The organism is Streptomyces sp. NPDC000941 (assembly GCF_053599555.1).
The window spans coordinates 1-12,668 of record NZ_JBSFMM010000087.1 but is presented as its reverse complement, the minus strand read 5'-3'; the positions used below and the strand labels follow the sequence as shown (position 1 = coordinate 12,668).

At 69.4% G+C, this 12,668-nt stretch carries 8 protein-coding genes; 7 read left to right on the top strand and 1 reads right to left on the bottom strand.

Going from position 1 to position 12,668, the window contains the following annotated elements; genetic code table 11:
* Positions 1 to 69: 69 nt before the first annotated feature.
* Entirely contained in the window at positions 70 to 1,029 is a 960-nt protein-coding gene (locus ACWDSL_RS26370; RefSeq protein WP_450489395.1) for a ribokinase, read from the top strand.
* Complete coding sequence (gene rbsD, locus ACWDSL_RS26365) at positions 1,026 to 1,430, top strand: D-ribose pyranase (protein ID WP_450489393.1); 405 nt, start codon at positions 1,026 to 1,028, stop codon at positions 1,428 to 1,430. The genes ACWDSL_RS26370 and rbsD overlap by 4 nt, the downstream gene beginning before the upstream one ends.
* 418 nt (positions 1,431 to 1,848) lie before the next feature.
* Here the strand turns inward: rbsD and ACWDSL_RS26360 are convergent, their stop codons facing one another.
* Positions 1,849 to 2,649 (bottom strand): ArsR/SmtB family transcription factor, encoded by an 801-nt coding sequence (locus ACWDSL_RS26360; RefSeq protein ID WP_450489391.1) that lies wholly within the window; start codon positions 2,647 to 2,649, stop codon positions 1,849 to 1,851.
* A 289-nt stretch (positions 2,650 to 2,938) separates the two neighbouring features.
* Here ACWDSL_RS26360 and ACWDSL_RS26355 point away from each other — a divergent pair, with 289 nt between their 5' ends.
* From ACWDSL_RS26355 to lanM (ACWDSL_RS26335), 5 genes are all read left to right on the top strand, one after another.
* Positions 2,939 to 3,796 (top strand): AfsR/SARP family transcriptional regulator, encoded by an 858-nt coding sequence (locus ACWDSL_RS26355; RefSeq protein ID WP_450489389.1) that lies wholly within the window; start codon positions 2,939 to 2,941, stop codon positions 3,794 to 3,796.
* Positions 3,797 to 3,899: 103 nt separating this feature from the next.
* A complete protein-coding gene (locus ACWDSL_RS26350; RefSeq protein WP_450489444.1) occupies positions 3,900 to 4,148 on the top strand; it encodes a plantaricin C family lantibiotic in 249 nt (82 codons plus the stop codon).
* Between the two features lie 25 nt (positions 4,149 to 4,173).
* Positions 4,174 to 4,350, top strand: coding sequence for a class II lanthipeptide, LchA2/BrtA2 family (locus ACWDSL_RS26345; RefSeq protein WP_450489387.1), 177 nt, complete (start codon positions 4,174 to 4,176; stop codon positions 4,348 to 4,350).
* 127 nt (positions 4,351 to 4,477) lie between these two features.
* Positions 4,478 to 7,540 (top strand): type 2 lanthipeptide synthetase LanM, encoded by a 3,063-nt coding sequence (gene lanM, locus ACWDSL_RS26340; RefSeq protein ID WP_450489385.1) that lies wholly within the window; start codon positions 4,478 to 4,480, stop codon positions 7,538 to 7,540.
* Between the two features lies 1 nt (position 7,541).
* On the top strand, positions 7,542 to 12,593 hold the full coding sequence (lanM, locus tag ACWDSL_RS26335; protein WP_450489383.1) for a type 2 lanthipeptide synthetase LanM: 5,052 nt from the start codon (positions 7,542 to 7,544) through the stop codon (positions 12,591 to 12,593).
* Positions 12,594 to 12,668 lie beyond the last annotated feature (75 nt).

Below are 12,668 nucleotides of genomic sequence, written 5' to 3'. Positions count from 1 at the left end.
CCCGCCCCGGGGCCGGCCGGAGCACCTGAACCCCTCAGGCACACACAGCGAAACGAAAGGACGTGCAGGATGCCCGACTACGACCTCCTGGTCGTAGGGTCGGCCAACGCCGACCTGGTGATCGGAGTCGAACGCCGCCCGGCCGCCGGGGAGACCGTCCTCGGTTCCGACCTCGCCGTCCACCCGGGCGGCAAGGGCGCCAACCAGGCCGTCGCCGCCGCCCGGCTGGGCGCCCGTACGGCCCTGCTGGCGCGCGTCGGCGACGACGGACACGGCCGCCTACTGCTGGAGTCGCAGCGGGACGCGGGCGTGGACACCGCGGGCGTCCTGGTCGGCGGCGCGCCCACCGGCGTGGCACTGATCACCGTGGACCCGTCCGGCGACAACAGCATCGTGGTCTCCCCCGGCGCCAACGCCCGGCTGAGCCCCGAGGACGTACGGGCCGCGGCCGATCTGCTGGCCTCGGCTGGTGTGGTCTCGCTGCAGCTGGAGATACCGCTGGAGACGGTCGCGACGGTCGTGGAGGTGGTCCGTACGGGGCGGGCCGGTGCCGGTGCCGGTACGGGCGACGGTGGTAGGGGCGAGAGCGGCCCGCGTATCGTCCTCAACCCCTCGCCGCCCGCCCCGCTCCCCGCCGAGGTGCTGGCCGCCTGCGATCCGCTCGTGGTCAACGAGCACGAGGCACGCTTCCTGCTGGGCGACGACCCGGCGGGCCGGGAGGAGGCCCCCGAAGCCTGGGCGGCCGCCCTGCTGGCGCGCGGCCCGCGCTCGGTGGTGATCACCCTGGGCGCCGCGGGCGCGCTCGTCGCCGACCGCGACCGTACGGCCCTGGTCCCCAGCCTCCCGGTCAAGGCGGTGGACACCACCGGCGCCGGGGACGCCTTCACCGGCGCGCTCGCCTGGCGCCTGGGCGTCGGCGACGACCTCGAGACGGCGGTCCGGTTCGCCGTACGGGTCGGCGCGGCCGCGGTGACCCGCGCCGGCGCGCAGGAGTCCTTCCCCACGGCCGAGGAGGTCGCAGCGCGATGAAACGATCCGGGATCTTCAACCGCCAACTGAGCGGGGCGATAGCCGAGTTGGGCCACACCGACACGGTGATGGTCTGCGACGCCGGACTCCCCATCCCCGCCGGCCCGGGCGGCCCGGCCGTGGTCGACCTCGCCCTCGTGGCGGGGGTGCCGTCCTTCGAGCAGGTGCTGACGGTGCTGCTCGACGAGCTGGTGGTCGAGGGGGCCACGGCGGCGCTGGAGGTACGGGAGCACAACCCGTCCGCGACCGCGCTGCTGGACGGCCTCTTCCCCGGGCCGGCGCTGGAGCTGGTGCCGCACGAGGATCTGAAGGCGCGGACGGCCACGGCGCGGCTGGTGGTACGGACGGGGGAGGCGCGGCCGTACGCGAATGTGCTGCTGAGGTGCGGCGTTCCGTTCTGATCGGCGGCCTGCTCGACGTACGGGCGGGCAGGGAGAAGCGGCGGACATATTTCGAGGGGCCCGGTCCATGGACCGGGCCCCTCGCTTCCCCCTCCGCAAGGCTTCCTCGTATTCCCCCCCCGGAACCCCTCCCCAGGAAGCCTGACGCCACATACGACCCGCGCGAAGCCGGAAGGGTTGCACGGTTTTCCGGAGTTATCAATCCGTGACGTCTCGTCAATCACACGATTCACGGCCGGGGTCCGCACACTGACCGGAACGACCCCCTCCAGTGACCGGAAACCGTCTATGACCTGGCCCGCAGGACAGCGCGCTGCGAATATTTCACCAGGTGGGGATTTCTTGCCCCGGGCCGCGAACCGGGCCGGGCGCGGCCCCTACATCCACGTCGGCCCGCCGGGACCCGACAGGCGACGGCCTACTGCTCCGCCACCGGCTTGCCGCCCTCGAGGAGCGTCTTCAGGGCCGAGAGGATCATCACCCAGCCGCCGCTCACGCCCTCCAGCATCTTGCTGTCCGGGCTGTCGAACCCGTCGTGCGTGATGGTCAGCTTCACACCCATCTCCGGCACCTCCGCCGGCTCGATGTCGAAGGCGACCCTGGACTTCTCCTTGCGGGCCTCCTCATATTCCTCGTCCGAGCCGAACAGCTCCCGGTGCATCGGGAAGATCCGGTGCCAGCTGTACGCAAGCCGCTTGCCCGGCTCAGCCTCCAGCACCTGCTGGTCCAGGTCCTCGTAATCCCCGTCGGGGCCCATTTTCCACAGCACCGGCGACCCGACCTTCCAGTCGGACTTGGGCCCCCAGCCGCCGAAGTACCGCTGGGCGAACTCGGCGTCGATCAGCGCCTCGTACAGCCGCTCCGGCGTGGTCTGGATGTAAATCACGTAGACGAATTCAGGCTTGCTCACGGTCGTTCCTTCCAGGGTCCGCTTGAGATGGCCGAGGGCGCTCAGCCGCCCGCGCTCGTATTTGCCGATCCATCGATCCGATATCTCCTGGATGGGCACCGGATTCAGATAGTGCAGCTTCTCCCGCCCCCGCCGGACGGCCGTGACCAGGCCGGCCGCCTCCAACACCGCCAGATGCTTGCTCACGGCCTGCCGACTCATTTCCAGGCCCTCGCACAGCTCCCGCAGGGTCTGCCCGTTCCGCGTATGAAGCCGGTCCAGCAGACGCCTGCGACTGGCGTCGGCGAGCGCCCGGAACGCGTCGTCCATGTGGTCATCCCTCCGTCGACCCAGAATGGCAACCATCCGGTTGCCTGTCAACCCGCGGCGGATCCGTCCCGGACGTCCCGCACGACCGTCGCGCACCTCTCTGACCAGGCAGGACGGTACTGGACGGGGGCCGGACGGCAGCGGACTGTCCGGGACGCCGTCCATCCGTTGTTCCGCCCGGTCCGCGTTGGTAGGCATTGATTGCCGGCATTCACACGGCATCACGGTCTGCTCGATCTCGACGAGCTGGAAAACGGGGAGAAGAGAGTTGACGGCCATCAAGACAGCCATGAAAAGCGAGGGTGAAACGGCGGCCCTCTCGACCATCGACCGGGACCCACGGGCGGCGGAATCGCTCATGCTCTTCAGAGTTCTCGGCCCCATGAAAGTCCTCGGCGGAGACGAACCGTCCTCGCCACTCCGGCGAGCCATTCTCACCGCCCTTCTGCTCCGCACCGGACAGGCCATCACCATCGCCGAGTTCACCGAATTGCTGTGGGATGAGCCGCCCGCCTCCGCCGCGGCCAACATCCGCAGTCACCTCACGGCGCTGCGCCGCGACCTCGACGACATCGAACCGGGCCTGAGCCGACGGGTGCGGACCTGCCGCGGCAGCCTCAGCGGCTACGCGCTGGACGTCGCCCCCGAGGAATTCGACGTACCGATGTTCATGGTGTCCGCCCGGCACGGCCGCAACCTGCTGCTGCGCGGCGACGCGGACCGGGCGGTGGCCGCGCTGGAGAAGACGGTGGCGCTGTGGCGCGGCCCGTTCGGTCCGAGTCTGCCGCCGACCCGCTGGTTCGGCGCGCATGTCGCCGGGCTCAACAGCGCGCGCTTCGACGCATACCAGGACCTGTTCACCGCCGCCGTCCTGGCCGACCGCACCGAAACGCTCTCCTATCGGATCGAGAGCGCCATCGCCGAGGCGCCCTATCGGCAGCGCTTCTGGGAGCTGCTGTCCGCGGTGCACTGCATCAACGGCGATGCCGTCGGCGCCCTGGACGTCATCGGGCGGTGTCAACGCCTGTTCGCCGACGACCTGGGGCTCGATCTGCCGCCGAACGTCGCGGCGATGCGGACCGCGGCCCTGAACTGGGACCGCGCGGAAGCCCACCGCCTCGTGGCGATGCTGGCGCCGGCCGCCTGACGCCCCACATCGACCCCCGACGCCTGTGCGGGCCGTATGCACGGCCTGTGCGCAAACCCCGCTCTTCGCGATGCGGCCGGCCAACAACGGCCTCGCAGAATGAATTCACGGGCCGCCGGAAGAGCGGGGCGCTCGGCGCCCGTATCCAATCCGACGAAGGAGACGGAAAATGAATCCGGAATTCGAGGGAGACATTCCCCTCGCGGAAGAGCTCGCGGAGCAGGACTTCCACGACGTCGCACAGCACGGCGGCACCATGCTCCCCGACCCCCTCACCAGCATGTACCTCGGGGGAGGCAGGTACGGGTGGTTCTGCACCCTGACCAAGGAATGCCAGCCCAACTGCAACTGACGAACAACCAGAGAAAGGAATCGACATGGAGAAGGACACCGACATCCTCGGCGCATGGGACGAGGCCGAGCTCGTCGAACTGAGCGAGGCGGACACCCACGGAGGCACCGGACCCGTCTGCGTCTTCCTTGCCGTCACCAGCATCGCCGCCGGGGTCTCCGCGGCGGTCTGCCCCACCACCAAGTGCACCAGCAGGTGCTGAGCACAGGGCATCCGGTTCGGTGAGTACGTAGCGCATCGAGGCGGAATGGGGGCCCAGCGACAGGCCCCCAGTCCGCCCCCTCCGCCGAATTCCGGTACCTCCACGCGGATATGGAGTATGACGAGTCGTGAAAACCTCAGCCCCGTATTATCCGGAACTGAGCGAAGCTCAGATCACGGACGCCATCGCGCCGCTGGCGCAATTCGACGTACAGACCCTCGAAGTGCTCCGAGGCATAGAGAGTCCCCGTACCGCCGAGCCCCCGGCCACCCGCGTCGCGGTGGCACAGTGGTGCGAAGCACCAGAGAATTACCCGTTCCAGAGGATCATCAGAAACGCCGCCGCCTCACTCGCGGACCCCGACCCTGTCGCCCCGTTCGCGCCGCTGTTCGCCGATCCCCCGGCTGTGCTGCGGCAGTTGCTGCAACGAGCCGAGGCCCGGCTGCGTGCGGTGTACACCAGGCCGCTGGTCGCCGCCGTCAACCACGCGCGCCGGCAAGGTCGGCTCGTGGGCGCGGACCCTGCTCTGCGGTACCAGTACTTTGTCGACCAGTCGATCCGCGGTTCCTTCGAGGCATTCAGCGGACTGTCGTTTCCCGTGCTGCGCGATGTCACACGCGTCGTACTGGCCTACGAGGCGCACAACTTCCGGGAACTGTGCCTGCGGCTCTCGGCCGACCGGGACACCATCGCCGCCATCTTCGGCATTGACGCGGCGGACCAGGTCGTCTCTTGCGGGTTCGCCGACGGCGACGCCCACCACCAGGGCCGCAGCGTGTCCGTCCTGGAGTTCCGGTCCGGCAGGAAGCTGGCCTACAAGCCGCGCGACGTGTCCTGCGAGGCCGCGTACGCCGTCATCGCCCGCGAGGCCAACGACTGGCTGGGCACCTCCCTGGTCGCAGCCAAGGTCCTGGAGCGGGCGGGCTACGGATATGTGGAGTACGTGGCGGCGGAGGACGTCGCCGACATCTCCGCACAGTTCATGCAGGCCAGTGGCGAGCTCGCCGCCGTGATGTACCTGCTCAACGCACAGGACATGCACTTCGAGAACGTCGTGGCCACCCGCCGCGGCCCGGTGCCGATCGACCTGGAGACGATCCTCCAGCCCGTCCGGCTCCACCTCGGTACGCCCGAGGAGACACCGGACAATGCCCATCACCGGATCACCCAGTCGGTCTACGGCATCGGGATCCTGCCCCTGCTCATGGCCGGCCGGGACGAGGACTCCGGCTATCTCGACCTCGGCTTTCTCGGCGAGCAGGGAGGCGGCGAATCACCGTTCAAGTCCCTGCAGTTCGAAGCTCCGTTCACCGACCAGGTGCGACTGACGCTGAGCAGGCAAGCGGCGGAGGAACGGCAGACGGTCGTGGGGACGCTGAACCAGGACGAGGTCCACGCATTGGGCGAGCGGATGGCGGCCGGATTCACCCGGGTGTGCCGCACGGTGATGTCGGACAAGGAGCGCTGGACGGCTCTGGTGCGCAGGGCGGCCGCCGGCGTGCGCGTTCGCTACCTCCACAATCCGACGTCGGTGTACGCGCAGACACTGCGTACGTCGTCGAGTGCGCGGGCCATGAGTGACCCAGCGTCCTATCTGGCGGCGCTGAAGCGGGTGGCCATTCCCAGCGGATCCGCCGCGCGTGCGATCGTCCGCTCCGAGTTGCGGCAGCTCACGGGGCGCGACATCCCCTACTTCACCGTCGCCGCGGCGGACGTGGCCCTCATGGACGGCAAGGGCACCGAGGTCGGGGCGGCGCTGGCCACATCGCCACTCGATCTGGCCGCGGCGAAGGTCGCCGCCCTGACCGAGTTCGAGGTGAGCGACCAGCTGAGGCTCATTCACTCCGCCTTCTCCTGCCGCTTCCCCGACGACCATCTGACCTCGGCCGACAGCTTCGACCCCGCGCTGCCTGGCAGTACGGCAAGCGGACGGCCGACGGGTCGGCCGGGCGGCACGCTCGCCGGGGTCGTGACCCGGCTGTGCGACACCATGGTCTCCTCGGCCCTGCCCGACCGGTTCGCCGATCTGCCCTATACCTGGATCGGTCCGCTCGCCTCCGCGCAGACCAACCGGCCGTGGCCGCCCGCGGTGCTCGGATACGACCTGTACACGGGGAGGGTCGGCCCCGCGCTGGCCCTGGCGGCGGCCGGCCGTGTCCTGGACGACTCCACCTACCGCGACCTGGCCACGCAGATATTCTCGGCCATCGCGGAAGGCCTGGCCGATACCCCGTCCGGTCCCCCATCCGAGACGCCGTCCGAGACATCGGCCACCCGGCAGACGGCCCCCTTCTCCGCGTATTCCGGATCGGCCGGCACGCTGTACGCGCTGGCGGCGGCGGGCAGGCTGCTCGAACAGCCCGATTGGGTCCGCGCCGCGCAGCAGGCGGTGCCCGAGGTGCTCGACCTCGTGGGCGCCCGCCCTGCCTCCGACCGGCCCCTGGACATGATCAGCGGGCTGGCGGGCGTCGTGTCCTGCGTAACGACGATCGGCGGACCGCACGCCGACGAGTCGGCCGCCGCGCTGACGGCCATGCTCACGGACGCCTTGAGGCGGGGCACCCCGCGGCCGGACAACCACCACCCCGTACTCGACCAATCCGGCTTCGGACACGGGGTCAGCGGTGTCATCCACGGGCTGAGCCGGGCCTACCCGCGCCTGCCCGAGCAGCAGCGAGGAGCTGTCGAGGCCACGCTGTCCCGCCTGATCGGACGGCTGCGCGACTTCTACGCCCCTCGTGAGGGCGACTGGTACTCCAACGTGGCCACCCCCTGGTCCTTCCCGACCGGCTGGTGCCATGGCTCGGCCGGCATCGCGCTCGCCCTCACGGCGTACGGCGCGTTGACAGGCGACGAGTCGGTGGAGCGCCTGCGGAAGGTGGCCGTGGGCAACATGCTCCGCCGTGGCTTCGGCCGCAATCTGACCTGGTGCCACGGCGATCTCGGCAACCACGACATCCTCTCCGCCGTGGCGAGCACAGAGGAATCGCTGCGCGCCGCGGTCGCGGACATCGAGCGGACCTGGCTGGGCCCCGAGGTGTTCGCCCGCAAGGCCGCGGACACGCGGAGCCGGTACGCGCACACCAACAGCCTTCTCGTCGGGACCGCCGGGATGGTGATCCATCTCGTCAACCGCATCGATCCGTCGGTTCGCGTGTCCCCCGTCGATCTGAGTACGGAGGGCCGATGACATGACGTGGAACACCATCGTCCGCCGGTCCGGCCCGGCCCGGCGGGTACCGACGATCACACAGGTGGCCCAGACCGAATGCGGCCTGTGCTGCTGCGTCGCGGTCCTGCGCTACCACGGGCGCGCGGAGGAGATATCCGGCGCGCGGCAGGAAATGGAGGCCGGCCGGGACGGCCTCAGCGCCACCCAGCTGGCCCGCTTCCTGCGGGAGCGCGGCATGGACGCGAAGCTCTTCCGCGTCAAGAACGTGTCGGCCCTCGCGAAGTTCACATCGCCGGTGATCCTCTACTGGGAGGATCACCACTTCGTGGTCCTCGAGCGGTTCGACGGCCGCAGAGCGGTCATCATGGACCCGTCGCTCGGGCGGCGGCGCCTCAGCGGGAAGGAACTGGAGGCCGGCTTCAGCGGTATCGCGGTGTCCGCCGAGCCCGGTCCCGATTTCGAACCGACGCCGCGGAAGTTCATGGCGGAGTGGCGCGGTGTCTCGCTCTTCGCGCAGGGTTCGCGCAGGCGCATCGCGCTGGTGGGGCTCCTGTCGCTCGGTGGATACGCGGGAACCCTCGGCATACCGATGCTGACGGAATGGGCGGTCGACCGGTACGCCCGCTGGGGAGGCCTGGACGACCTCGCCACGGTCCTTTCGGTCATCGTCGCCGTGGCCGTCGGGTATTTCGCGCTGTATCTGCTCAGAGTCGCCGTTCTCTCGTCCGTGGTGGCGATGATGGGCGAGCATCTGATGGTCCAGACGTTCTCCAAGCTGCTCTCCCTTCCGTACAAGTTCTTCACGACGCGACAACCCGGCGAGCTTCTGTTCCGGCTCAACAGCGTGAATGTGATCAGAGATCTGCTGTCCTCACGCGTGGCCCAGGGCGTACTGGACGTCGGCACGCTGGTGTGCGTCAGCGGCTATCTGCTGATCGCCGAATGGCGCCTCGGCCTGGTAGCGGCGGGACTGTCCCTGGTCAATGCCCTGTATCTGATGAAGACCCGGGTCCGGGTGCTGGAGTCCGTGGACACGGAGATGACCCAGCTGAGCAAGAGCCAGTCGGCCCAGCTGGACGCGATCGTCTCGGTGCCCACCATCAAAATGGGCGGTTACGCCGCCGAGTTCCTGGCCGGCTGGAGCAAGGTCTATTCCTCGTCCCTCCAGGCGATGAAGGACCGCATGCGTCTGCAACAGGGCCGGATCTCGGGCCTGACCTCCACCACCCAGATGTTCGGCCCGCTGATCCTGCTGCTGTCGAGCCTGTACCTCGTCGGCCACGGGCAGATCTCCCTGGGCCAGGCCATGGCGGTGCAGACGGTGTCCGGCACCTACTTCGCGCTGTCGACCTCGGTGTTCCAGACCTGCACCGAGTTCGCCGAGGCGTCCCGCTACATGGCGCGGCTCAACGACATCGCCGAGACGCCCTCGGAGGATCGCGGCGGCGACCTCAAGCGGCTGCCCTCGACTTCCATCCGCCTGACCGACATCGGCTTCCAGTACACGCGCCACAGCGACCCGGTCCTGAGCGATGTCTCGATCGACATTCCGGCCGGGGCCAAGGTCGCCCTCGTCGGCCCCTCGGGATCCGGCAAGAGCACGCTGGGGCGGATCATCTGCGGGCTTTACGAACCGACGCGGGGCACCATCGAGTTCGGCGGGCGGGACATGAGCGAATACGACAAGGATTCGCTGCGCCGCTCCATCGGATACATCCCCCAGGAAGTGCATCTGCACAATCGCTCGATCCTGGAGAATCTGACGATGGGACAGGACATCCCCGAGGAACAAGTGCGGGAATTCTGCGAGAGCGTCGGAATCCTCGACTTCCTCGAGGACCTTCCCATGGGGCTCAACACGCTGATCTCGGAAATGGGCGCGAACTTCTCCGGCGGTCAGCGGCAGCGGCTCGCCATCGTACGGACCCTGCTCCAGCGGCCCGCGATCCTGGTGCTCGACGAGGCGACGGCCTCGCTGGACACCATCAACGAGCGACGCGTCACGGACATCATCCAGGACATAGGCGCGACGCAGATCATCATCGCCCACCGGCTGGCGACCATCAAAGCGGCCGACCGCATTTACGTGCTCGACCGCGGACGCGTCATCGAACAGGGCACACACGAGGAATTGCTGAACGGAGGACCGGTCTATATGAATCTCTACGCGGAAAGTGACCCCGATGTCCTGATATCGGGGCGGGAAGTATCGGGTCCGGAAAGCATGACCGGCCCGGAGGGCCCCATCCCCGACCCGGACGTCTCGATCCCCGCCTTCCTCCCGTTCTATCAGCACCTCGTGCCCAGGAGCTCCGTTGTCGCGGCGCTGCGCGAGGTCATGACCCCGGTCACCCGCCCCGAACGGCGCGAGGCGGCAGTGGACACCATCTGGGGGGAGCTGCTGACGGCTGTCGAGGGCCACTCCTTCCGTACGCTGATCGGCGAGTTCCACACCTTCCGCGAGGGCCTTGGGCTGCCCATGACGGCCGACGTCGACGAGGCACTGCAGCGGTTCCGCAGGCATCTCGGCGCACCCGGCACCTGCCGGCGCATCGCCGACGCCTACCCGGTGCTGCGGCAGCGGCTGGCGACTCTGGCGGACAACTCCCTGGACGCGTACACCGATATGTTCGCCGCCTACATGGCGGACCAGGAGGCGCTGCGGGCCGACTGCCTGACTCCCCGTACGGCGGCGACCGGCGAGCTGATCGAGGACATCTTCCTCACCGGGTCCGACCCGCACAACGACAACCGCCAGGTGATCGGGGTACGGCTGACCAGCGGCACGCGGCTGATCTTCAAGCCGCGCGCCCTGGCGACGGACGGATTCGTACGGGACCTGTACACCGCCGCCGACCCCTACCTCACCTTCTCGCTGCGCGACTGCCTGCCCATGTCGGTGACGTCCGGCTCGCACGGCTGGCAGCAGTTCATCCCCGCGGAGCCGATGACCTCGTCCGATCAACCTGCCCGGTACTTCTACCGGTTCGGCGCGCTGTGCGCGATCCTCTCCGCCATCGGGGCATCCGACCTCCACGACGAGAATCTGCTGGCCCACGGCGAGAATCCGTGCGTGATCGACACCGAGACCATCCTTCGGCCGGACGCGAGCGGCGAGAGCAACACGCTTCCGCACTTGCTGATCAATCACATGAAGCTGTCGGTCGTCTCCACGATGCTCGTCCCCGCGAAGAGCCCGGCGTCCCCCGTCGACTTCCTCATGGCGGGGGTGGGCGTGGCCGGGGATCAGCCCTCCAAGATGACCAAGACGGTGGTCCACGACATCGGCACCGACGGCATGTCCGTCGGGCGGGACCCCATCACCTACCGGCAGGACGCCAATCTGCCACGGCTGGGGGACGCGCCGCTGTCCGCGACCGACTACTTCTCCGATGTGCTGGCCGGCTACACCGACGCCCTCGAGTTCGTGCGCGGCGGTGCGATCCCGGCGCTCCTCGACGCCCATCGGGACATGCCCGTCCGGTATGTGCTGCGGGCGACGCTGGTCTACAGCCGGTTCATGGACGCCTCGACGCACCCCTCCTACCTCGCCCGGCCGGAGGAGGCCGAGCGGCTGTTCGGATTGCTCGGGAATTCCGGCCAGTTCACGCCCGAGTTGGCCGGCCGCGTGGGCGCCGAGGAGCGCGCCGGTATGCACACGGGGAACGTGCCCTACTTCAGCTCGCGGGCGGACTCCACCGACCTGGCGACGTCACGGGTGCGCTTCCCGGAGGTGTTCCAGACCTCGTCGGTGGACCACGCCCGGCGTGGCGTCACCCTCAACGCCGCCCGGCCGGACGGCTACCACCACTATCTGCTCGAGGAGTGCTTCGGCGAGGTGTTCGGCGAGGACAGCCCGGCCGGGCTGTCCCGGCACAGCGTGTTCGCGGCACCCCTGCGGCACGCCCGTCCGGGCACGTGGTGGCCGGAGATCGCGCGTCGGATCGCCGACCTCGGCGTGACCCTCCACACGCCGGACGGCCCGCGGACCGGCTGGCTGGGCGGCATCGGCCCCGGACGGCTCGCGGCGACCATCACCCCGGGCAACTTCGTCTCGTTCCACGACATGGGCGGCATCGTCGCCTTCCTCAACCGGGCGACCACCCTGGACGACGGCTTCCGGACCATTCACCACCGCGCCGACCAGGGACTCGACGAACTGCTCACGGAGTACGGCGAGATGCTGCGACAGACCCCGGAATCCGTGTTCACCGGCGCCTCCTCCCTGCTGCTCACCCGCCCGCAGGCGGCGCCGACCGACTGGCTCGGCCCCGTCCTCGACAAGATCGACGCGCGGTCCGCGTCCAACGACGTCGAAACCGACCTCAGCAACGGCCCGGCCGGTCTGCTGATGGTCCTGCTGTCCCGTCTGGAGGCCGGCGACGACCCGGCCGCCCTGGGCGGCGAAGACCGGCTCGCGCGCCTGCGCGATCTGGTCCTCGGCCACCTCCAGGCCCCCAGGACCGCACCCTGGTTCGACCTGGCGCACGGCGAGCTGGGGCTCCAGTGGGCCCGCGCCCGTATCGGAAGGGTCCTCGGCGACGAGGCGCCGGCCCGGGAGTCCGCGGACTGGCTGACCGCACGGACCGGGTCCGGTACGGGAACGTCGCTCGCGGGGTGGTGCAACGGCGCGGCCGGTCTGCTGCTGGCCTCCGCCGAGATCCTGTTCTCCGCCGGCCGGGCGGACGAACTCTCCGGCCGTCGGCTGACGACCCTGGTCGACGCGGCGACACGGCTGCCCGCCCGTCGCCCGGTCGACCTGTCCGTCTGCCACGGCAGCAGCGGCGTCGTCCAGTCGCTGATCGCCACGGGGCGCGTGCTCGGCGACGACTCGCTGCTGACCCGAGCGCGCGAATACCAGGAGCTCGTCCTGACCAGGGCCCGCGAAAACGGGTTCTACACGGGGTCGCCCGGCCGGACCTCGCTGCTCGGCTACATGCTCGGCTGGGCCGGCATCGGCGACACCGACGCCCTGCTGCATGCCGCGGAGCAGAACCACGACGACGGCTTCTTCCGCGTCCCGGTGGCGATGACCTCGGAATTCGCGCGGCCGGGCCAGCCGGTGGGGTGAGTACGGGACAGCGACACGCCGTCGTCACGGCGTGTGGGTGTCACACAAAGACCCCAGAAATAATTTGGCGTGCGC